The organism is Mycobacterium sp. 050134, assembly GCF_036409085.1.
Taxonomy (GTDB): Bacteria; Actinomycetota; Actinomycetes; order Mycobacteriales; family Mycobacteriaceae; genus Mycobacterium.
This window is the reverse complement of record NZ_JAZGLV010000017.1, coordinates 24,996-46,565: the sequence shown is the minus strand read 5'-3', so window position 1 is coordinate 46,565 and position 21,570 is coordinate 24,996. Positions and strand designations below refer to the sequence as shown.

The following is a 21,570-nucleotide window of genomic DNA, read 5'->3' as shown; positions in this document are numbered from 1 at the left end:
AGGATCGCAGGTATGGATCAGCTATGGGTCAACCGGGCGGCCACCTCGGAAGCCGCCGTCACGCGGCGACACCTCAAGCGCCTGTGGGGCCTGCCCGGAACCCAGCTCGGCGTGGTGGCCTGGCCGGCCACGCGGCGGGACCGGCGGTTCGGCACCTGGCACTACTGGTGGCAGGCGCACCTGCTGGACTGCCTGGTCGACGCGCAGCAGCGCGACCCGCAGCCGGACCGGCGCACCCGGATCAACCGTCAGGTCCGCACCCATCGCCTGCGCAACAACTTCCGCTGGACCAACAACTATTACGACGACATGGCGTGGCTGGCGCTGGCGCTGGAGCGCGCCGCCCGGATCGCCGGCGTCGAGCGGCACCGCGCCCTGCCCAAACTCGCCGACCAGTTCGTCAACGCCTGGGTGCCCGAGGACGGCGGCGGCATCCCGTGGCGCAAGCAGGACCAGTTCTTCAACGCCCCCGCCAACGGCCCCGCCGGGATCTTCCTGGCCCGGTACGGCAACCGGATGCGGCGCGCCCAGCAGATGGCCGACTGGATCGACCGGACCCTGATCGACCCGGAGACGCACCTGGTGTTCGACGGCGTCAAGGCCGGCTCGCTGGTCCGCGCTCAATACACCTACTGCCAGGGCGTGGTGCTCGGCCTGGAGACCGAACTCGCGGCACGCACCCACGACGATCGGCATGCGGCGCGGGTGCACCGACTGGTCGCGGCGGTGAAGGAACACATGGCGCCGTCGGGCGTGCTCAAGGGCAGCGGCGGCGGCGACGGCGGGCTGTTCGCCGGCATCACGGCCCGCTACCTCGCGCTGGTCGCCACCGACCTGCCGGGGGAGTCCGCCGACGACGCCGTCGCGCGCGACACCGCGCGTGACATCGTGCTGTCGTCGGCGCGGTCGGCGTGGGACTACCGGCAGACGGTGGAGGGGCTGCCGCTGTTCGGCGCCTCCTGGGACCGCGACGCGGAGCTGCCGACCGGGGTCGGCCAGGAGGCACAGTTCGTCGAGGGCGCGGTCAACGCGTCCGAGATCGCCGAACGCGACCTGTCGGTGCAGCTTTCGGGCTGGATGCTGATGGAGGCCGCCTGTAACGTCACCGCCGTGACGGCAGGCAGCGCGGCATGACCGCGTCCGGCGACTGGGCACCCGACGAGGCGGCGCTGGCCGACGCCAACCTCACCCGCTTCATGGCGTGGCTGGAGGAGACCGACCGCGGCGAGTACGGCGACTACCACGAGCTGCTGCGCAAGTCCGTCGAGGACGTCGACTGGTTCTGGGACGCCGTCTGGCAGTTCTTCGACATCCAGGCCGACACCCCGCCGCGCGCGGTGCTGGGCGACCGGACCATGCCGGGCGCCGAGTGGTTCCCCGGCGCCACGCTGAACTACGCGGGCGAGGTGTTCCGGCACGCGACCGGCGAGCGCCCGGCGCTGATCGTCGCCGGCGAGGACGGCTCCCGCGAGTGGCCGTGGGCGCGGCTGCAGCGGGAAACCGCGGCGTTCGCCGCCTATCTGCGGGGCCTCGGCGTCCAGCCCGGCGACTCGGTGGTCGGGTACCTGCCCAACGTCGGGGAGGCCGCCGTCGCGGCGCTGGCCGCCGCCAGCGTGGGCGCCACCTGGGCGGTGTGCAACCAAGACGTGTCCGTCGACGGCGTCATCGCCCGGCTGGGCCAGCTGGAGCCGGCGGTGCTGGTGGCCAGCGACGGTTCGGTCTACGGCGGCAAGCACATCGACCGGCGCGCCGAGCTGGCCACCATCCGCGAGGCGATGCCCACGCTGCGGGCCACCGTGGTGGTGCCCCGGCTCGGCCTCGACCCAGTCGACGGCACCGTCGAGTGGGCGGAGGTGGCGGGTACGGACGCGCCCCTCGAGATCACCCCCGTCCCGTTCGCCCACCCGCTGTGGGTCATGTTTTCGTCGGGAACCACCGGCAAGCCGAAGGGCATCGTGCACGGCCACGGCGGCATCGTCGTCGAGCACCTGAAGTACCTCAGCCTGCAGCTGGACCTGCACCCCGGCGACCGCTTCCTGTGGTACTCGACCACCAGCTGGATGATGTGGAACCTGCTGCTGTCGGGGCTGCTGGTCGACGCCACGATCGTCCTCTACGACGGCAGCCCGACCCACCCGTCGACCGACGGCCTCTGGCGGGTCGCCGCCGACGCCGGGGTCAACGTGCTCGGCGCCGGGGCAGGCTACCTGCTGGCCTGCGCCAAGGAGGAACTCAGGCCGGGCGCCTCGTACGCCCTCGACGCGCTGCGCGCGGTCGGGTCGACGGGCTCGCCGCTGCCGGCGGCCGGCTTCCGGTGGGTGCAGGAGGGGCTGGGCCGGCCGGTGCCGGTGATCTCGATGAGCGGCGGCACCGACGTCTGCACGGCCTTCATGGGCGGCTGCCCGATCCTGCCGATCACCGCCGGCGAGCTGTCGTGCATCTGCCTGGGCGTGGCTATCGAGGCCTGGACCGGCCGCGACCACCCCGTCGTCGGCGAGGAGGGCGAGCTGGTGGTGACCCAGCCCATGCCGTCGATGCCGGTCTTCTTCTGGAACGACGACGACGGCAGCCGCTACCGCGCCGCGTACTTCGAGAAGTACCCGGGCGTGTGGTGCCACGGGGACTGGATCACCATCACCGACCGGGGATCCGTCGTCGTGCACGGCCGCTCGGACGCCACGCTGAACCGGATGGGCGTCCGGATGGGCAGCGCCGAGATCTACACCGCCGTGGAGCGCCTGCCCGAGATCCGGGACTGCCTGGTGGTCGGCGTCGAGCAGGACGACGGCGGCTACTGGATGCCGCTGTTCGTGCACCTCGCCGACGATGCCGCCCTCGACGACGACCTGCGGTCGAGGATCGTCGGGGAGATCCGCCGGCACGCCTCGCCGCGGCACGTGCCCGATGACATCCTGGCCGTCCCGGGCATCCCGCGGACGCTGACCGGCAAACGGCTGGAGGTCCCGATCAAGCGCATCCTGCTCGGCGCCGTGCCGGCTGAGGCCGTGCAGCAGAGTTCGGTCGACCGTCCGGAGCTGTTAGACGGTTTCATTGCGTACCGCAGGAGCCGGGTGTCCTGAGTCTTTCGCGCCGCGGCGGCGCCCCCGGTACCCCCGCCAGGCCGCGACGAACGCCGGCATCAGGGACACCAGCAGGATGGCCAGCAGGATCTTCTGCAGATTGTGGTGCACGAACGGCACGTTGCCCAGGAAGTAGCCCGCCAGCGTCACGCCGCCGCCCCAGATCGTGCCGCCGACGATGTCGAAGCCCAGGAACACCGGGTAGCGCATGTAGGACACCCCGGCGACGACGGGCACGAAGGTGCGCACGAACGGGGCGAAGCGCGCGAGGATGACCGCCCACGGCCCGTACTTCTCGAAGAACGCGTGCGATTCGGTCACGTAGTGCTGCTTGAAGAACCGCGAGTCTTCCTTCTTGAACAGCGCCGGCCCGATGCGCCGCCCGATGAAGTACCCGGTCTGGTCGCCCAGGATCGCCACCACCGCGACGGCGGGCGCCAGCACCCAGATGCTGGCCGGGGGGTTCGGGTGCGCGGCCAGCAGGCCGCCGGTGAACAACAGCGATTCGCCCGGCAACAGCGGGAACAGCAGCCCCGTCTCGATGAAGACGATGATGAGGATCCCCGGCAGCACGGCGGACCCGAAGACGCCGCCGGCGCCTAGCCAGTACATCGGGTCGAAGATGTCGGGCAGGGCCGTCACCGTAGTGCTCACGATGCTTCAACATACCGGTGTTGCGATACTGGACGGACCAAGTCGTCAGGAGGAGTGTCATGCCCATCGCCACGCCCGAGGTGTACGCGGAGATGCTCCGACGCGCCAAGGAGAGCTCGTACGCCTTCCCGGCGATCAACTGCACGTCGTCGGAGACCGTCAACGCCGCCATCAAGGGGTTCGCCGACGCGGGCAGCGACGGCATCATCCAGTTCTCCACCGGGGGCGCCGAATTCGCCTCGGGCCTCGGTGTGAAGGACATGGTGGCCGGCGCGGTGGCGCTGGCCGAGTTCACCCGCAGTATCGCCGCCCGGTACCCGATCAACGTCGCGCTGCACACCGACCACTGCCCGAAGGACAAGCTGGACACCTACGTGCGGCCGCTGCTGGCGATCTCGGCCGAACGCGTCAGCGCGGGCGGCGATCCCCTGTTCGGATCGCACATGTGGGACGGCTCCGCCGTGCCGATCGAGGAGAACCTTTCGATCGCCCAGGAGCTGCTCAAGGCCGCGGCCGCCGCCAAGATCATCCTCGAGGTGGAGATCGGCGTCGTCGGCGGCGAGGAGGACGGCGTCGAGGGCGCGATCGATGACAAGCTGTACACCACCCCGGAGGACTTCGAGAAGACGATCGACGCGCTCGGCCACGGCGAGCATGGCCAATACCTGCTGGCGGCGACGTTCGGCAACGTGCACGGCGTCTACAAGCCCGGCAACGTCAAGCTGCGCCCCGACATCCTCGACCAGGGCCAGCGGGTCGCGGCCGCCAAACTCGGATTGCCGGACGGCGCGAAGCCCTTCGACTTCGTGTTCCACGGCGGCTCGGGCTCGCTGAAGTCGGAGATCGAGGAGGCGCTGCGCTACGGCGTGGTGAAGATGAACGTCGACACCGACACCCAGTACGCGTTTACCCGCCCCGTCGCCGGCCACATGTTCGCCAACTACGACGGGGTGCTCAAGGTCGATGGCGAGGTGGGCAACAAGAAGGCCTACGACCCGCGCAGCTACCTGAAAAAGGCCGAGGCCTCGATGAGCGAGCGCGTCGTCGAGGCCTGCAATGACCTGCACTGCGCGGGCAAGTCGCTGGGCGCGTAGTTGCGATTTCGCCGCGAGTGCCCGGCTGGCGGGGCGCTCGGTACCGAGTGCCCGGCTGGCGGGGCGCTCGGCGCAAGGCACAAGGCGCTCGGCGCAAGGCCCAAGGCGCTCGGCGCAAGGCGCAAAAGCCTAGCCGCTGGGGGACTGGCAGACCTTCCACTGATCGTCGCGGAACTGCAGGTCCAGGCTGCGGGTGGAGCGGACCTGCGGGTCGTACGCCATGAAGGTGGTCACGTTCGCCTCGGCGTGCTGGCCGTTGACGACGACCTGGTCGATGCTGGCGATCACCGGATACTGCCTGGCCGCCGACACCCGGCGGTACGTCTCGTCCCAGCTGTGCTCGTCGTAATCCACGTATCCGTCGCGGGCGGCGCCGCAGGTCATGGCGCGCAGCGCCGCCAGGTCGCCGCGCTGCACGGCGACGTCGTACTGCGAGATGGTGTGCCGCACCTGATCCTCCTGCGACACGCTCGTGTGCTCGGTGCGGAGCAGCAGCACGGTGCCCAGGATGGCGATCGCCACCAGCGCCAGCACGATCACCACAATGGCCAGCACCCAGCCCCAGTTGAATTGTCGGGACGTCTGTAGCTTCGCCCCGAGGCGGGGTGGAATCGATTGCGGCACGGCGGCTTTCGCCGGCACGCCGAGCTGCGCGGTGGGCTCCGCCCCCGGCGGGGACGCGAACACCTCGGTGGCGGGTTCGGAGCCGGTCGCGATGATCGCGGTCTCCCGCGCGTCGAATCCCGGTGCGGTGAAGCGCCGTTCGGGCTGCTGACCGTCGCCTTGCGCCTCGGAATCGCCGCCCGGGTCGGGTCTGTTGATCACCACGGTCTCGGTCTCGGTGTCGTTCGGGATCAGCGGGTAGCCCTCGATCGCGTCGCCGCCGGCGTCCGCCGGCGGCTCGCCGCCGGTCGCGCCCCGCGCGTCGCGTGGGTCGAACCCCGGCCGCTTCGGCATGGCACCGCGATCGGGCTCGGGTGCATTCGGCATGGATGGCAGCTTAGCGACCCACGGTCGGTGTTGGGGTGCTGGCCGCGGCTCAAACGGCGTGGCTGCACAATGGAAACCATGACGCCGATGGGAGACCTGCTGGGACCCGATCCGATTCTGCTGCCGGGCGATACCGACGCCGAGGCGGAGCTGCTCGCCGGCGAAAACCCGACCATCGTCGCCGGCGCGCATCCGTCGGCCTCGGTGGCCTGGGCGGCGCTGGCCGAGGGGGCTCTGGCCGAGGACCAAGCGGTCGCCGCCTATGCGTACGCCCGCACGGGCTACCACCGCGGCCTGGACCAGCTGCGGCGCAACGGCTGGAAGGGCTTCGGTCCGGTGCCGTACGCCCACGAACCCAACCGGGGCTTCCTGCGGTGCGTGGCGGCGCTGGCGCGGGCCGCCGACGCGATCGGCGAGACCGACGAGTACCTGCGCTGCCTGGACCTGCTCGACGATTGCGACCCCGGGGCGCGCGCGGCGTTCGGCTTCTAGAAGGTCTCCGAACAGTCCGCGTCGCCGGGGCCCTCGATCTGGACGGTCGCGTGGTCCAGACCGCGGGCCGCCAGCACCGCGCGGGCGTCGTGTAGCACCCGGGACGAGTCCCCGGCACTCATCAGGTGCGCGGTGCACATGTCCTTGCCGGGGGACAGCGTCCACACGTGCAGGTCGTGCACCTCGGTCACCCCGTCGACGGCGCCCAGCGCCGAACGCAACTCGTCAACGTCGATGTGGGCTGGCGACGACTCCGAGAGGATGCGCAGCGCGTCACGGGCCAGCGCGATGGCCCGCGGCAGCACCCAGAGGGCGACCAGCACGGCGACCACCACGTCGGCGTACGGCCAGCGCGTAGTCACGGTGACGACGCCGGCGATCAGCACGCCCACGCTGCCGACGCTGTCGGCGACCACCTCCATGTAGGCGCCCTTGACGGCCAGGCTCTGCGACGAGTGGGAGCGCAGCAGCAGCGCCACCACGAGGTTGGCGACCAGGCCGGCCACCGCCACCACGATCATCGGCACGCCGGGGATGGCCGGGGTGTCCTTGAGCCGCTGGACCGCCTCCCAGAGGATGAACAGCGAGACCCCGACGAGCAGTCCGGCGTTGGCGACGGCCGTGAACACCTCGGCGCGATGCCAGCCGTAGGTGCGTGCGGGCGAGGAACTGCCGCGCCGTGCCAGGCTGACGGCGGCCAGCCCCATGAACACGGCCACCACGTCGGTCAGCATGTGGCCGGCGTCGGCCAGCAGCGCGATCGAGTTGATCAGCAGCGACGTGGTGAGTTCCACGACGAAGAAGGCCGCCAGGATCGCGGCGGCCGCCATCATGCGGGGGATCATCCGCGACGCGTCGGTCTCGGCGGGGGTGTGGTTGTGGCCGGCGCCCATGGCGTGAAATATATGCGCGGCTGCGCATATATGGCAAGCTTCAGACCCAGCGGCTCCAGAACCGGGTCAGCTGGTTGCCCCACGACACCAGTACGGGCGGTACCCCGAAGAAGTCGAAGAGCCACAGCACGAGCCCGAAGAACCACTGGTTGGCCGCCAGCAGCAGGAAGAGCAGCAGGAAGAAGCCCCACTGCTTGGCAGGCGCCACCGCGCGCTGCGTCTCGGGGCTCAGGTGCGGCTCCAGGGCGTCGTACCCGTCCAGGCCGGGAATCGGCAGCAGGTTTAGCACCAGCGCGGTGAGTTGAAGGAACCCCAGGAACGCCATGCCGGCCCACAGCACGGCGTGATTCGGGTCGTAGAACAGCCGGGTCGCCACCAGCAGCAACACCGCCAGCGCCAGGTTCGCCGCCGGGCCCGCCAGGCTGACCAGGGTGCGGCGCGCGGGCGGCATGAACCAGGTCCGCACGTACACCGCGGCGCCGGGCAGGCCGATCCCGCCCAGCGCGATGATCACCATCGGCAGGACGAGCGAGAGCGCGGGATGGCTGTAGCGCCGCGGGTCCAGGGTGAGGTAGCCGCGGACGGCGGCGTCGTGGTCGCCGAACCGCCAGGCGGTCACGGCGTGCCCGAATTCGTGTAGGCACAGCGACACCATCCAGCCGGCGATCACGAAGACGAACACCCCGACGTACGACAGCGGCCGGACGCTCGAGCCGGCGAGCCAGGCCAGCACGCCACCGAGGGCCGACGTGGCCACCAGGGCGAGGAAGACGGGGCTGGGGCGCGTCGAGTCGCGCCGGGCGGGCGGGTTCACCGGTCGAAACTATCGGACCAGCAGCCAGCCTTCGACGTTGCGGTAGAACGTCGAACGGCGGGCCGGGCGCGGCGCGGCGACCCCGTCGCGCACCACGGTGACACCGGTGCTGCCGAGCTGGGCGGCGCGGCCGGCGACCCAGGGGCGGCGCGCGCCGGAAACCCTCGCCCGCAGGCCCGGCACGGCCCGCGTCGGCTCGATGGACACCGCGCCGACGTCGCCGTCGAACAGCACGGCGTCGTCGACGACCGCCTCGCCGTGCAGGCGCCCGTCGCCGGCGGGCAGCCAGCGCGCGCGTCCAACGATCACCGAGCCTGTCTCGTCGCGCACCAGGGTCACCCGGCGGGCCGAGCCGCGCAGGGCCCGCCTCGCCGCTCGGCGCCCCGCGGGGAGCCGATAGATCCGGGTTGCGCGGGTGCGCCGCGGCGGCGCGAAGCCCACCTCGATGTCGAGCCGGCCGGCGCGCAGCAGATGGGTGAGCACCGCGGCCAGGTCGGCGTCGCCGCCGACCACCACCAGTCGCCGATACGGGCCGATCGCGGCCTCGACGTCGCCCGCAAGGGTCGGCAGGCCGCGCAACGGGGCCGGCGGCCGCCGCCCGCCGAACAGCAGCACCGCGCCGCTTGGAGTGTCCCGGCCGGTTTCCATGCGTTCCTCGCAACCTCCTGGCCTAAGCTGAATTGCCCGGCTCTCCCCCGCAAGCGGGAGGGGCCCCCACAGCGGGCCGCGGCGGCCCGCATCGTCGCCAGGCTAGGGTGGGTCACCGGCTGGACCACAATTAGCAGGCTTTAACACGTGGGATTAGGCGGGAGTACGTCATGCCGGCAATCGTCCTCATCGGCGCCCAGTGGGGCGACGAGGGCAAAGGTAAGGCCACTGACTTGCTCGGCGGCCGGGTGCAGTGGGTGGTGCGCTACCAGGGCGGCAACAACGCCGGCCACACCGTCGTCTTGCCGACGGGCGAGAACTTCGCGCTGCACCTGATCCCGTCCGGGGTGCTGACCCGCGGTGTCACCAACGTCATCGGCAACGGCGTCGTGGTGGACCCCGGGGTGCTGCTCGACGAGCTCAAGGGCCTCGAGGACCGCGGCGTGGACACCACCAAGCTGCTGATCTCGGCCGACGCGCACCTGCTGTTGCCCTACCACGTGGCCATCGATAAGGTCACCGAGCGCTACATGGGCAGCAAGAAGATCGGCACCACGGGCCGCGGCATCGGCCCGTGCTACCAGGACAAGATCGCCCGCATGGGGATCCGGGTCGCCGACGTGCTCGACCCCGAGCAGCTCACCCACAAGGTCGAGGCGGCCCTGGAACTGAAGAACCAGATCCTGGTCAAGATCTACAACCGCAAGGCGCTGGACCCGCACCAGGTCGTCGACGCCCTGCTGGAGCAGGCGGAGGGTTTCCGGCACCGCATCCGCGACACCCGGCTGCTGCTCAACTCCGCCCTCGAGGTGGGCGAGACGGTCCTGCTGGAAGGCTCCCAGGGCACCCTCCTCGACGTCGACCACGGCACGTATCCGTATGTGACCTCGTCGAATCCGACGGCCGGGGGCGCGGCCGTCGGGTCGGGGATCGGCCCCACCCGCATCACCACCGTGCTCGGGATCCTCAAGGCCTACACCACCCGCGTGGGCTCGGGGCCGTTCCCCACCGAGCTGTTCGACGAGAACGGCGAGTACCTGTCCAAGACGGGCGGCGAGTTCGGCGTCACCACCGGGCGGCGGCGCCGCTGCGGTTGGTTCGACGCCGTCATCGCCCGCTACGCCACCCGCGTCAACGGCATCACCGACTACTTCCTGACCAAGCTCGACGTGCTTTCCAGCCTCGAGACGGTGCCGATCTGCGTGGGGTACCGCATCGACGGCCAGCGCACCAACGACATGCCGATGACCCAGAGCGACCTGTCCCGGGCCGAACCCGTCTACGAGGAACTGCCCGGCTGGTGGGAGGACATCTCCGCCGCGCGCGAGTTCGGCGACCTGCCCGCCAAGGCCCGCGACTACGTGTTGCGGCTGGAAGAGCTTGCCGGGGCGCATGTCTCGTGCATCGGGGTGGGCCCCGGGCGCGAGCAGACGATCGTGCGCCGCGACGTCCTGGCGGTGCGCGCGTGACCGACTCGGATCCCGAGGGCGATCCCCAGGAAGTCGACCCCGACTACGAGCGGCACGGCGGATTCCCGGAGTACGGCCCGGCCAGCCCCGGTCCGGGCTTCGGGCGGTTCGTGACCGCCATGCGCCGGCTGCAGGACCTCGCCGTGTCCGCCGACCCCGGGGACGACGTCTGGGAGGACGCGGCCGGGCGGGTCGCGGACCTCGTCGAGCTGCTCGGCCCGTTCGAGGCGGAGGAGGGCAAGGCGCCGGCGGGGCGGACGCCCGATCTGCCGGGCATGGGCAGCCTGATGCTGCCGCCGTGGACGCTGACGCGCCACGCGCCCGACGGTGTGGAAATGACGGGCAGTTTCAGCCGGTTCCATGTCGGGGGCAACCACGCCGTGCACGGCGGCGTGCTGCCGCTGCTGTTCGACCACATGTTCGGGATGATCTCGCACGCCGCCGGCCGGCCGATCAGCCGCACGGCGTTCCTACACGTCGACTACCGCAAGGTCACCCCCATCGACGCGCCGTTGTCGGTGCGGGGCCGCGTGACCCGCACCGAGGGCCGCAAGGCGTTCGTCGCCGCCGAACTCCTCGACGCCGACAACACCGTGCTGGCCGAGGGGCACGGCCTGATGGTGCGGCTGCTGCCCGGTCAGCCCTGACCCGCCTGGCGCCGACCTATCCTTGAGCTCGTGACCGACGGCCCCAGCGAACCACAGCACGAGCTCCCCGCCGACCAACCGCAACCCGCGGCCGGCGGGCCCCGGGTGATGCTGCTCGGCGGCGGCGGCGAGCTGAGCCGGGAGCTGGCGATCGCGCTGCGGCGCCTCGGCGCGACGGTGATCGCCGCCGAGGAGCGCCCCGGCGCCCCCGCGCACCGGGTCGCCGACGAGGCCCTGGTGGTACCGCTGACCGACGGCGACGAACTGACCCGGGCGGTGCAGCACGTGCACCCGCACTACGTCGTGACCGCCACCCGCGCGGTGGCCGTCGACGCCCTGGAACGGCTGGCGAGAGGGCCCGCGGAACTGGTCCCGAACGCCCGCAGCGTGCGGCTCACCGGCGACCGGGAAGGCCTGCGCCGGCTGGCCGCCGACGAGTTGGGCCTGCCCACCGCGCCGTTCTGGTTCGTCGGTTCGGCCGACGAGTTGGAGGCGGTCGGCAGCCACGCCGGTTACCCGCTGCTGGTCCGGCCGGCGGCCGGCCCGGGGCGGTCGGTGGTCGCCGGTCCGGGGGACATCCCGGCCGCCTGGCAGCGGGCGGGCACGCGCCGGGTGCTGGCCGAGACGGTGGTGGAGGTGGAGTTCGCCGTCACCCTGCTGTTGGTGCGCACCGAGGGCCCGCACGGCCCGGTGATCGACTTCTGTTCGCCGATCGGCCACGACGACGGGGACGCACCGGAATCGTGGCAGCCGCAGCAGATGAGCGCGGCCGCGATGGATTCGGCCCGCTCGATCGCAGCCCGGATCGTCAAGGCGCTCGGTGGCCGCGGGGTCTTCGGCGTCGAGCTGATGGTCAACGGCGACGAGGTGTACTTCGCCGACGTCAGCGCGCGCCCGCGGGGGAGCGCCTGGGTGACCGTGCGCAGCCAGCGGCTGTCGGCGTTCGAGCTCCAGGCCCGCGCCATCCTGGGGCTGCCGGCGGACACCATGATGATCTCCCCCGGGGCAGCCCGCGCGATCGTCGCGGCATCCGGCGGGCCACCGCCCGCCGCCGCTCTCGCCGCGGCGCTGGCCGTGCCCGAAACCGACCTGCGCCTGTTCGGCCCCTCGTCCGGCAAGCTGGGCGTCGCACTGGCCACCGCGCCGGAGGTGGGGGCCGCGCGCGACCGCGCCCGACAGGCCGCGGCGGCGCTGAATGTGCCAGACTTTCGCGGATGAGCTACGCGGGAGACATCACGCCGCTGCAGGCGTGGAAGCTACTCAGCGACAACCCGAACGCCGTGCTGGTCGACGTCCGCACCGACGCCGAGTGGCGGTTCGTCGGGGTGCCCGACCTGTCCAGCCTCGGCCGCGACGTGGTGTTCATCGAGTGGAACACCGGCAACGGCGCGTACAACGAGCGGTTCGCCGACGAACTCAAGAACCAGGTCCCGCCCGCGGCGCCGGATTCGGAGCGGCCGGTGATCTTCCTGTGTCGCTCGGGTAACCGGTCCATCGGCGCCGCCGAGGTCGCGACGCAGCTCGGCATCACCCCGGCGTTCAACGTGCTCGACGGCTTCGAGGGTCATCTCGACGCGCACGGGCACCGCGGTGAAACGGGTTGGCGCGCAATCGGTTTACCATGGAGACAGGGATGAGACAGGGATGACGGACCGCTCGGTCCGGACCCCCAGGGCGCTGCCCGACGGCGTCAGCCAGGCCACCATCGGGGTGCGCGGGGGGCTGTTGCGCTCGGAGTTCGAAGAGACCGCCGAGGCGATGTTCTTGACCTCGGGGTATGTCTACGAGTCGGCGGCGACGGCGGAGCGGGCGTTCACCGGCGAGCTGGATCGATACGTCTACTCGCGCTACGGCAATCCGACCGTGACGATGTTCGAGGAACGGCTGCGCCTCATCGAGGGCGCGCCCGCGGCGTTCGCCACCGCGAGCGGCATGGCGGCGGTCTTCACCGCGCTGGGCGCGCTGCTGGCCGCCGGCGACCGGCTGGTCGCCGCGCGCAGCCTGTTCGGATCCTGCTTCGTGGTGTGCAACGAGATCCTGCCGCGCTGGGGCGTGGAGACCGTCTTCGTCGACGGCGACGACCTCGCGCAGTGGGAGGCGGCGCTTTCCAACTCCTCCAGGCCCACCCGGGCAGTGTTCTTCGAGACGCCGTCGAACCCGATGCAGTCGTTGGTCGACATCGCCGCGGTCACCGAGATGTCGCACGCCGCCGGCGCAAAGGTGGTGCTGGACAACGTCTTCGCCACGCCGCTGCTGCAGCGGGGCCTCCCGCTCGGGGTTGACGTGGTGGTGTACTCGGGCACCAAGCACATCGACGGCCAGGGCCGGGTGCTCGGCGGCGCCATTCTCGGCGACAAGGAGTACATTGACGGCCCGGTGCAGAAGCTGATGCGGCACACGGGGCCGGCGCTGAGCGCCTTCAATGCCTGGGTGTTACTGAAAGGGCTCGAGACGCTGGCGATCCGGGTTGACCACTGCAACTCCTCGGCCCACCGGATCGCCGAATTCCTGGAGGGCCACCCGGCGGTTGGCTGGGTGCGCTACCCGTACCTGCCGTCCCACCCGCAATACGACCTGGCCAGGCGGCAGATGTCGGGGGGCGGGACGGTGATCACCTTCGGGCTCGACTGCCCCGAAAGCGCCGCCAAGGGGCGGGCTTTCGACGTGCTGGACAAGCTGCGCCTGATCGACATCTCCAACAACCTCGGCGACGCCAAATCGCTCGTCACGCATCCCGCGACCACCACACACCGGGCGATGGGACCGGAGGGGCGCGCGGCGATCGGGCTCGGCGACAACGTGGTTCGCATCTCGGTGGGCCTGGAGGGCACCGACGACCTGATCGCGGACATCGACCAGGCTTTGGGCTAGCCGGCCTGCTTCTCGGCCGCTTCGATACGTTCGACGGCCGCCAGCGTGCCCTCCTGCGCCTGCCGTTCCACCCAGTCCACCACGGGTCGCGCGTACATCATCTGGCTGGTGATGGCCATCTGGCCGCGGGTCCGACCCAAAAATGAGATGCCCCAGGCGAACATGGCGGCGATGCGGTTGCGGTGGCCGATCAGGTAGTAGAGGTGCAGCAGCAGCCACGCCAGCCAGGCGATGAAGCCGCCGAACTCCAGCTTGCCGACCTTCGCCACGGCGCTGTAGCGCGAGATCAGGGCCATGCTGCCCTTGTCGAAGTATTTGAACGGCTCGCGGGTGGCCGGGTCGTCGTGGCCCTTCACCGCGTTCTTGATCTGCGTCGTGGCGTAGCGCGCGCCCTGGATCGCGCCCTGGGCCATTCCCGGCACGCCGGGCACCGACATGAGGTCGCCGACGACGAACACGTAGGGGTGGCCCTTGACGGTGAGGTCGGGCTCGACGATCACCCGCCCGGCGCGATCGGTCTGGGTCCCGTCGGACTGATCGGCGACCATCTTGCCCAGGCCGCTGGCCTGCACGCCGGCGGCCCACACCTTGCACGCGCACTCGATGCGGCGCTCGCTACCGTCCTTTTCCTTCACCGTGATGCCCAGGTAGTCGACCGCGGTCACCATGGCGTTGAGCTGGATCTCGACGTCCATCTTCTCCAGCCGCCGTTTCGCCTTGAGGCCCAGGTTCTCGCCCATCGGCGGCAGCACGGCGGGCGCCGCGTCGAGCAGGATGACCCGGCATTCGCTGGGCGTGATCGTCCGGAACGCCCCGGCCAGCGTGCGCTCGGCCAGCTGGACGATCTCGCCGGCCAGCTCGACACCGGTCGGACCGGCGCCCACCACGACGAAGGTCAGACGGCGGTGCCGCTCGTCCGGGTCGGTGGCGACCTCGGCGGCCTCGAACGCGCCGAGGATGCGGGCCCGCAGCTCCAGCGCGTCGTCGACGCTCTTCATGCCCGGCGCGAAGGCGGCGTACTCGTCGTGGCCGAAGTAGGACTGCTGCGCGCCCGCCGCCAGGATCAAGCTGTCGAAGGGCGTCACCGTCTGCATGCCCATCAGGTGGGAGGTGACGGTCTTGGCGGTCAGGTCGATCTCGCTGACCTCGCCCCACAGCACCCGCACGTTCTTCTGCCGGCGCAGGATCAGCCGGGTGGTCGGCGCGATGTCGCCCTCGGACAGGATCCCGGTGGCCACCTGGTAGAGCAACGGCTGGAAGAGGTGGGTGGTGGTCCGGGAGATCAGGGTGACGTCGACGTCCGTGCGCTTCAACGACTTGGCCGCGTTCAGCCCCCCGAACCCGCTTCCGATGATGACCACGCGATGACGCGACATAGCTGTCCCTTCTGCGTCTCACAGTTCCGGCGGCGCATCTAACACCGTACGGCTGCGGCGCGGGAACGTCGCGGGTTCACCTCAGGTGAGGAGTTTCGTCCCTACCGACGCCCGGCCGCGGCGTGGTCGAATGGCACCGCTCGACCACACCTACCGATGGAGACGACCCATGAGCATGCCGGTGATCCGCACCGCGAAGGAGCGGCCTCAACGGAGGGGGCTTCGTGACGGATGACGCTGGGCCGGACGGGCTGGAGGAGCGGGAGCGGGCCCTGGAAAAGCGGGAGTTGCTCGCCGAGGAGCGGGACCGGATCGCCGACGAGCGGGACCGGATCGCCGACGAGCGCGAGCAAGCGGCGGATGTGCGGGAGGCGAGGGCGGACGAGCGCGAGGGCGCCGTCGCGCAGCGCGAACGTGATCGGCTGCGGCGGGCCGAAGAGGGGGCGGAGCGGGCCCGCGCCGGCGGCGCGCGCGAACAGGCCGAGATCCGGCGCCAGATGGCGGAAAGCAAACGCCGCGGCGCCGGAGAAGAATCCGGGCCCGGCGGGCCGGCCTAGAACGGCCAGGTGCCGGCGTTGGTCTTGTACTTGCCGTTGAGCGCGGTGCAGAAGTCGTCGGCGGTGCCGGCGAGCAGGATGTAGTAGGCCTCGCCGCCCTGACGACTGGAGTACGAGTTGGGGGTGGTCCAGCCGCTGTTGCACATCGCGGTGTCCGAGCCTGCGCTGGGCCTGCGCCAGTTGGTCCTGGCGCAGCCGGCCAAGGCGTCGACGTTCGGGGTGGCGGTCTTGGCCGCGACCAGCATCGCGCCGCCCCACAACCCATCGTTGCGGCGGTAGGCGCGCGCACCGAAACCGGCGTTGTTGGTCTGGCACGCCAGCGCCCGCTTGAGCAACCCGAACGGCGCGGCCAGCTGCGGGTTGGCCACCGCCGCGGCGGCCGTGATGAATTGCGCGGCGTCGGAGCCGTCCACCTCCTGCACGTCGGCTCTGCCCAGGCCGGTCAGCTGCTGGGCGATGCCGGAGTTGTTGCCGCCGCCGATGATCGGGCCGCCGGCGCCAGTCGTCATCGCGGGCAACGTGACGGGGTCGGCGCCCGCGGCGGGGATCGCCACGGTGGCCCCGGCGACCAGAACGGCCACGAGAACGACGACGCGGTGCGCGGCGGATCTCACTGATCTCACTGATCTCATGGTCTACCTCCCAGCAGGTATGCATACCCGGCGCGATGGCCGTCGGCAACCAGCGAATTGAGCACGTAGCGGGTCTGCAGCGCGACGTAATCGTCGACGGTGTGCGCCGACGAAATGCCAGTGCTTGAGTGCCCACCCGTGGGCGAGCAGCACGATGTCGAACATCGTGGCGTCCACGTCGACGTCGCGGAACGCCCCGCCGGCGACGCCGACCTCGATCACCGCGCGCGGTCCCACCGGCCGTCACGCTCGGCGGTGTATTCCAGTCGCAAGGCCACTTCGGACTCCTCAGCGGAAGGCGTCGCTACCGGTGATCGCCTGGCCGAGGACGAGCTGGTGCATCTCGGGGGTGCCCTCATAGGTCAGCACGGATTCCAGGTTTACCATGTGCCGGATCACCGGGTACTCCAGCGATATCCCGTTGCCGCCCAAGATGGTTCGGGCGGTGCGGCAGATCTCGAGCGCCTCGCGGGTGTTGTTGAGCTTGCCGAAGCTCACCTGTTCGGGACGCAGGCCCGGGCCGTCCTTGAGGCGACCGAGGTGCAGCGCCAGCAGTTGCCCTTTGTGCAGCTCGACGGCCATGTCGACGAGCTTGGCCTGGGTCAGCTGGAATCCGGCGATCGGCCGGCCGAATTGCGTGCGCTGGGTGGCGTAGTCGAGCGCGGCCTGCCAGGCCGAGCGTGCCGCGCCCATCGAGCCCCAGATGATGCCGTACCGCGCCTCCGACAGGCAGGAGAGCGGCCCCCGGAGGCCCTTCGCGTCCGGCAGCATCGCGTCGCCGGGCAGCCGCACGTCGTCGAGCACCAGCTCGCTGGTGATCGACGCCCGCAGGGAGAGCTTGTGGTGGATGGTGTTGGCGGTGAACCCCGTGGCGTCGGTGGGCACGACGAAGCCGCGGATGCCGTCGTCGGTGGCCGCCCACACGACCGCGACGTCGGCGACCGATCCGTTGGTGATCCACATCTTGCGGCCGGTGATCACCCAGTCCGAGCCGTCGCGCCGGGCACGGGTTTTCATCGCGGCGGGGTCGGAGCCGGCGTCGGGTTCGGTCAGGCCGAAACAGCCGAGCAGCTCGCCCGCGGCCATGCCGGGCAGCCACCGCTGCTTCTGTTCCTCGGAACCGAACCGCCAGATGGCGAACATCGCCAGCGATCCCTGCACCGAGACCATCGACCGCACGCCGGAGTCGGCGGCCTCCAGCTCGGTGCAGGCCAGGCCGTAGTGCACGGCCGACGCCCCGCCGCAGCCGTAGCCGTGCAGGTGCATGCCGAGCAGGCCCAGTTGCCCGAACTGCTTGGCGAGCTCGCGGACCGGCAGGTCGCCGATCTCGAACCACTCGGCGACGTACGGGGTGACGTGCTCGGCGCAGAACTTCCGAACGGTGTCCCGCACCGCGCGTTCGTCGTCCGAGAGCGACGCGTCGAGGCCCAGGGGGTCGTTGCGGTCGAAGGCGGGGGGTGCGTCAGTGCTCATGGCTGCCAGCCTGCCACTAACCGGCCATCGTGAGGCCGCCGCTCACGCTGATCACCTGACCGGTGATGAACGACGCGGCGTCGGAGGCGAGGACCAGCACCGGGGCGGCGACCTCCTCGACTCCCCTGTCGGCGAACCCCAGCGCGATCGCCCTGCCGATCCCCGATCCCGCCCCGGTGACCCCGGCGACCCTGCCCCGTGAATGGTCGTTCGTTGCCGACGCATCTAGGTTCACCGCCGCGGCGGGGTCAACCGGCCGACCCGGCCGGTACTCTCGCTGCATGCGGAGGCACCCGAGGCCGGCCTGGCTCGCCGTGGACGTCGTCTGTGTGCTGGTGTTCTGCGCGGTCGGCCGCCGCAGCCACGCCGAAGGGCTCAGCGTGCCGGGCGTCGCGGCGACGGCGTGGCCGTTCCTGTCCGGGACCGTCGTGGGATGGCTGGCGTCCCGCGCCTGGCAGCGGCCCACCGCGGTGGCGCCCACCGGGGTGGTGGTCTGGCTGTGCACCGTGGTGGTAGGCATGCTGCTACGCAAAGCGAGTTCGGCGGGCGTGGCGGCCAGTTTCGTGGTCGTGGCGGCGTCGGTGACCGCGGTGTTGCTGCTGGGCTGGCGGGCGCTCGCCGGCCTGGCCCTGCGCCGCCGGGCCGGTTCCTGACGAGCGATGGCACCGGCCGGCGGCAGCTGGGACCCCGCCACCGGGGTCGGTGTGACCGCCACGTTCGGCGCGGCGGCCAGGGCCGTGGCCACCGACAAGGGGTTGCTGGACGATCCGTTCGCCGAACCGTTGGTACGCGCCGCCGGGGTGCCGTACTTCGCCGGGCTCATCGAGGACCGGCGGGGCGAAGCGGGCGAACCCGCCAACCCGGTCACGGCCGGGCTCATGGACATCCTCGCCGCGTACACCCGCTACCTGGACGGCTTCCTGGCCGACGCCGCGCGGGCGGGCATTCGTCAGGTGGTGATCCTGGCGTCCGGCCTGGACACCCGGCCGCACCGGTTGTGGTGGCCGCCGGGGACGACGGTGTACGAGATCGACCGGCCCCAGGTGCTGGATTTCAAGTCGGAGTGGCTCCGTCAACTGGGGGCGACGCCGGCGGCGAACCGGTGCGCGGTCGGGGTCGACCTTCGCCGGGATTGGCCGGCGGCGCTGCGGCGGGTCGGGTTCGATGCCGCCCAACCCACGGCGTGGGTCGCCGAACAGCTGCTCGTGGGTTACCTGCCGCCGGACGCGCAAAACCGGCTGGTGAGAGCGGTGAGCGAGTCGAGCTGCTCCGGCAGCCGATTCGCCGCCGACCACATGCCCACCTGGACCCCCAGGCAGCTGGACGCGGGGCGGGCCTTCGTCGACGCCTGGCGCCGCCACGGGCTCGACGTCGACCTGGCCAGCCTGACTTACCCCGGTGAATACCGCTACGTGCCGGACGATCTCGCGTCCCGCGGCTGGGAGACGGCCGAGCGGAACGTCGTCGATCTGCTCACCGAGATGGGTGTACCCGGGTTGTGGCGGGGCGGCCCCGACGAGCTGGCGGTCGTCCCCGGTTATGTCACCGCGGTGAAGGTGTAGCGCGAGTAACTTCAGTAAGTTAATGTTTAATTTACTGAATTACCTGGGTGCCATCTCGGAGGACCGCTCATGCTGGCTGCGTTGGCCCGGATGGCGCTCGCCACGCCGAGGCGGGTCATCGCCGCCGCGATCCTCGTCATGGGCGCCGCCGCCGTGTTCGGCATCCCCGCCGTCCAGAGTCTCTCGGGGGGCGGTTTCCTGGATCCAACGTCCGAGTCCGCCCAGGCCTCTGCGCTTCTCGCGGACAAGTTCCATCAGGGCGGCCTGGACCTGGTGTTCCTGGTGAGCTCGGATAGCGGCGAGGCGGCGCGATCGGTGGGCACCGACATCGTTCGAGAACTGCGACAGTCGCCGTCCGTGGCGCTGGTGGTGTCCCCGTGGGACTCCCCGCAGCCCGATCCGGGTCTGGTGAGTGCAAATCGGAAGTCGTCGATAATCGTCGCCGCGCTCAACGGCGGCGAGAACGACGCCCCCAGGCATGCGCAGGCGCTGGCCGACCGGCTCGCACGGGACCGCGACGGCGTCACCGTGCGGGCGGGCGGCACCGCCATGCTCTATGCGGACATCAACCACCAGACCGAAAAAGACCTGGTGCGAATGGAAGCCATCGCGGTACCGGTGAGTTTCGCTGCGCTGGTGTGGGTTTTCGGCGGGATGCTCGCCGCGGCGGTGCCCATGGCCGTCGGCGGATTCGCGATCCTGGGCTCGCTCGCCCTGTTGCGCGCGCTCTCGTATGTCACGAACGTGTCCGTGTTCGCGTTGAATGTGGCCGCCGCGTTGGGATTGGCGCTGGCGATCGACTACACGCTGTTGATCATCAACCGCTATCGCGAGGAGTTGGGCGGCGGCCGGTGCGGTGCCGATGCTCTCGTGGCGACGATGACGAAAGCCGGACGCACCGTGCTGTTTTCGGCGCTGACGGTCGCGCTTTCCCTGTCCGGACTGGTGTTGTTCCCGATGCCCTTCCTAAGGTCCTTCGCCTACGCCGGGGTCGCTGTGGTGGGTTTTGCCGCGCTCGCCGCCGTGGTGCTCGCACCGGCCATGATCGCGATCCTGGGCGACCGGCTGGACGCGCTGCACGTGCGGCGCCTCCGCCGCCGTCCCGTGCGGCCGCCCGGCGTCGAGCACACCTTCTGGTACCGCATTGCGAGGCTGGCCATGCGCCACGCCATCCCGACGGGCCTGGCCGTCGTCGGACTGCTCTTGCTGCTGGGGGCGCCGTTCCTCGGCGTGCGGTGGGGCAACCCCGACGACAGGGTATTGCCGGCATCCACGTCGGCGCGAGCGGTGAGCGAGCGGGTCCGCTCCGACTTCGCGAAAGACTCACAGACCAGGGTGACGATCGTCGTTCCGCGCATCGGCGAAATGGCGGCGGCGGACCTCGGCGACTACGCGGCGCGGTTGTCTCGAGTGCCCGGCGTGACGGCGGTGTCGTCGCCGACCGGGAATTTCGTCGCGGGGCAACGCCTGGGGCCGCCGTCGGCGCCCGCCGGAATGGCCGACGGCAGCGCTTATCTGACGGTGGACAGCACGGCGCCGCTGTACTCCCGGGCGTCCGAGGATCAGTTGGCCCGCCTGCACGCGATCCCGCCGCCCGGCGGCCAGCGCGTCCTGATGACAGGGCTGGCCCAGACGAACCGCGACTGCATCAACGGGATCGTGTCTCGGTTGCCGCTGGTCTTCGGCTGCATCGTGACGGTCACGCTGGTGTTGTTGTTCTCCCTGACCGGCAGCGTGATCCTGCCTATCAAGGCGGTGCTGCTCAACATCCTGTCGCTAACGGCGGCGTTCGGCGCGCTGGTGTGGATCTTCCAGGACGGGCATCTCGGGGCGCTGGGCACCACGCCCAACGGCACTTTGGTCATCAACATCCCGGTGCTGATGTTCTGCATCGCGTTCGGGCTGTCGATGGACTACGAGGTCTTCCTACTCGCCCGGATCCGCGAATACTGGCTGGAAGCCGCGACGGGGAGCGACAACGACGAGAGCATCGCGCTGGGCCTGGCGCGCACGGGGCGGGTGATCACCGCGGCGGCGTTGTTGATGTCGATCTCGTTCGCTGCCCTGCTGTCCGCCGGGGTGTCGTTCATGCGGATGTTCGGGGTGGGCCTGACCCTCGCGGTGCTGGCGGACGCCACGCTCGTGCGGATGCTGCTGGTGCCGGCCTTCATGCATCTCTTCGGCGCGCTGAACTGGTGGGCGCCGCGACCTCTGGCGCGACTGCACCGGCGGATGGCCGCCGGGGAGGCGGGTTGGGCGCCCTTGCCGGAATGCGCCGGCGCCGCGGGCGTTGAATCGTGGCGTGACCCTTGACCGGC

21 protein-coding genes and 2 pseudogenes are annotated in these 21,570 nt (G+C 70.8%); 13 read left to right on the top strand and 10 right to left on the bottom strand.

What is annotated here, in order from left to right; translation table 11 throughout:
• Positions 1–12 precede the first annotated feature (12 nt).
• Together SKC42_RS19980 and SKC42_RS19975 are read left to right on the top strand one after the other, a co-directional pair.
• Entirely contained in the window at positions 13–1,134 is a 1,122-nt protein-coding gene (locus SKC42_RS19980; protein ID WP_330966007.1) for a glycoside hydrolase family 76 protein, read from the top strand.
• Complete coding sequence (locus tag SKC42_RS19975) at positions 1,131–3,080, top strand: acetoacetate--CoA ligase (protein ID WP_330966006.1); 1,950 nt, start codon at positions 1,131–1,133, stop codon at positions 3,078–3,080. Before SKC42_RS19980 ends, SKC42_RS19975 begins: the two co-directional genes overlap by 4 nt.
• On the opposite strand, the gene SKC42_RS19970 is transcribed toward SKC42_RS19975, so the two are convergent.
• Positions 3,039–3,734, bottom strand: coding sequence for a DedA family protein (locus SKC42_RS19970; protein ID WP_330966005.1), 696 nt, complete (start codon positions 3,732–3,734; stop codon positions 3,039–3,041). The genes SKC42_RS19975 and SKC42_RS19970 overlap by 42 nt on opposite strands.
• Before the next feature lie 59 nt (positions 3,735–3,793).
• Between SKC42_RS19970 and fbaA the strand changes: the two genes are divergently transcribed.
• Positions 3,794–4,828: a class II fructose-bisphosphate aldolase gene (fbaA, locus tag SKC42_RS19965; RefSeq protein ID WP_330966004.1), complete on the top strand. Its 1,035-nt coding sequence runs from the start codon at positions 3,794–3,796 to the stop codon at positions 4,826–4,828.
• A 129-nt stretch (positions 4,829–4,957) separates the two neighbouring features.
• On the opposite strand, the gene SKC42_RS19960 is transcribed toward fbaA, so the two are convergent.
• The gene (locus SKC42_RS19960; RefSeq protein ID WP_330966003.1) at positions 4,958–5,818 is read right to left on the bottom strand and encodes an Rv0361 family membrane protein; all 861 of its coding nucleotides are present in this window, start codon (positions 5,816–5,818) and stop codon (positions 4,958–4,960) included.
• Between the two features lie 78 nt (positions 5,819–5,896).
• Here SKC42_RS19960 and SKC42_RS19955 point away from each other — a divergent pair, with 78 nt between their 5' ends.
• Positions 5,897–6,310, top strand: coding sequence for a DUF3151 domain-containing protein (locus SKC42_RS19955; protein ID WP_330966002.1), 414 nt, complete (start codon positions 5,897–5,899; stop codon positions 6,308–6,310).
• Here SKC42_RS19955 and SKC42_RS19950 read toward each other — a convergent pair.
• Genes SKC42_RS19950 through SKC42_RS19940 form a run of 3 tightly spaced genes read right to left on the bottom strand, consistent with a single transcriptional unit; the run spans position 6,307 to position 8,665 of the window.
• Positions 6,307–7,203: a cation diffusion facilitator family transporter gene (locus SKC42_RS19950; protein WP_330966001.1), complete on the bottom strand. Its 897-nt coding sequence runs from the start codon at positions 7,201–7,203 to the stop codon at positions 6,307–6,309. The genes SKC42_RS19955 and SKC42_RS19950 overlap by 4 nt on opposite strands.
• Before the next feature lie 40 nt (positions 7,204–7,243).
• Entirely contained in the window at positions 7,244–8,017 is a 774-nt protein-coding gene (locus SKC42_RS19945) for a site-2 protease family protein (RefSeq protein ID WP_330966000.1), read from the bottom strand.
• Between the two features lie 9 nt (positions 8,018–8,026).
• Positions 8,027–8,665 (bottom strand): peptidase M50, encoded by a 639-nt coding sequence (locus SKC42_RS19940; RefSeq protein WP_330965999.1) that lies wholly within the window; start codon positions 8,663–8,665, stop codon positions 8,027–8,029.
• Positions 8,666–8,835: 170 nt separating this feature from the next.
• Here SKC42_RS19940 and SKC42_RS19935 point away from each other — a divergent pair, with 170 nt between their 5' ends.
• Genes SKC42_RS19935 through SKC42_RS19915 form a run of 5 tightly spaced genes read left to right on the top strand, consistent with a single transcriptional unit; the run spans position 8,836 to position 13,652 of the window.
• Positions 8,836–10,134, top strand: coding sequence for an adenylosuccinate synthase (locus SKC42_RS19935; protein WP_330965998.1), 1,299 nt, complete (start codon positions 8,836–8,838; stop codon positions 10,132–10,134).
• Positions 10,131–10,781, top strand: a complete 651-nt coding sequence (locus tag SKC42_RS19930) for a PaaI family thioesterase (protein WP_330965997.1) — start codon at positions 10,131–10,133, stop codon at positions 10,779–10,781. Before SKC42_RS19935 ends, SKC42_RS19930 begins: the two co-directional genes overlap by 4 nt.
• Positions 10,782–10,811: 30 nt before the next feature.
• Positions 10,812–11,999 (top strand): formate-dependent phosphoribosylglycinamide formyltransferase, encoded by a 1,188-nt coding sequence (gene purT, locus SKC42_RS19925; protein WP_330965996.1) that lies wholly within the window; start codon positions 10,812–10,814, stop codon positions 11,997–11,999.
• Complete coding sequence (locus tag SKC42_RS19920; protein ID WP_330965995.1) at positions 11,996–12,418, top strand: rhodanese-like domain-containing protein; 423 nt, start codon at positions 11,996–11,998, stop codon at positions 12,416–12,418. Before purT ends, SKC42_RS19920 begins: the two co-directional genes overlap by 4 nt.
• Positions 12,419–12,425: 7 nt before the next feature.
• A complete protein-coding gene (locus tag SKC42_RS19915; protein WP_330965994.1) occupies positions 12,426–13,652 on the top strand; it encodes an O-succinylhomoserine sulfhydrylase in 1,227 nt (408 codons plus the stop codon).
• On the opposite strand, the gene SKC42_RS19910 is transcribed toward SKC42_RS19915, so the two are convergent.
• On the bottom strand, positions 13,649–15,028 hold the full coding sequence (locus SKC42_RS19910) for an NAD(P)/FAD-dependent oxidoreductase (RefSeq protein ID WP_330965993.1): 1,380 nt from the start codon (positions 15,026–15,028) through the stop codon (positions 13,649–13,651). The two genes, SKC42_RS19915 and SKC42_RS19910, sit on opposite strands and share 4 nt — an antisense overlap.
• A gap of 224 nt (positions 15,029–15,252) precedes the next feature.
• Between SKC42_RS19910 and SKC42_RS19905 the strand changes: the two genes are divergently transcribed.
• Positions 15,253–15,585: a hypothetical protein gene (locus SKC42_RS19905; protein WP_330965992.1), complete on the top strand. Its 333-nt coding sequence runs from the start codon at positions 15,253–15,255 to the stop codon at positions 15,583–15,585.
• Here SKC42_RS19905 and SKC42_RS19900 read toward each other — a convergent pair.
• From SKC42_RS19900 to SKC42_RS19885, 4 genes and pseudogenes are all read right to left on the bottom strand, one after another.
• Positions 15,582–16,217 carry a hypothetical protein gene (locus SKC42_RS19900; RefSeq protein WP_442932202.1) on the bottom strand — a complete coding sequence of 212 codons (636 nt, stop codon included), beginning with the start codon at positions 16,215–16,217 and terminating at the stop codon, positions 15,582–15,584. The two genes, SKC42_RS19905 and SKC42_RS19900, sit on opposite strands and share 4 nt — an antisense overlap.
• Positions 16,214–16,445 (bottom strand): annotated as a pseudogene (locus SKC42_RS19895) (TetR/AcrR family transcriptional regulator); the annotation flags it as partial. The gene SKC42_RS19900 and the pseudogene SKC42_RS19895, both read right to left, overlap by 4 nt.
• Positions 16,446–16,505: 60 nt before the next feature.
• The gene (locus tag SKC42_RS19890) at positions 16,506–17,690 is read right to left on the bottom strand and encodes an acyl-CoA dehydrogenase family protein (RefSeq protein WP_330965991.1); all 1,185 of its coding nucleotides are present in this window, start codon (positions 17,688–17,690) and stop codon (positions 16,506–16,508) included.
• A 16-nt stretch (positions 17,691–17,706) separates the two neighbouring features.
• Positions 17,707–17,808 (bottom strand): annotated as a pseudogene (locus SKC42_RS19885) (SDR family oxidoreductase); the annotation flags it as partial.
• Between the two features lie 163 nt (positions 17,809–17,971).
• Between SKC42_RS19885 and SKC42_RS19880 the strand changes: the two are divergent.
• From SKC42_RS19880 to SKC42_RS19870, 3 genes are all read left to right on the top strand, one after another.
• A complete protein-coding gene (locus SKC42_RS19880) occupies positions 17,972–18,343 on the top strand; it encodes a DUF3054 domain-containing protein (RefSeq protein ID WP_330965990.1) in 372 nt (123 codons plus the stop codon).
• 6 nt (positions 18,344–18,349) lie between these two features.
• A complete protein-coding gene (locus SKC42_RS19875; protein WP_330965989.1) occupies positions 18,350–19,252 on the top strand; it encodes a class I SAM-dependent methyltransferase in 903 nt (300 codons plus the stop codon).
• Between the two features lie 69 nt (positions 19,253–19,321).
• Positions 19,322–21,565: an MMPL family transporter gene (locus SKC42_RS19870; protein WP_330965988.1), complete on the top strand. Its 2,244-nt coding sequence runs from the start codon at positions 19,322–19,324 to the stop codon at positions 21,563–21,565.
• Positions 21,566–21,570: the final 5 nt, after the last annotated feature.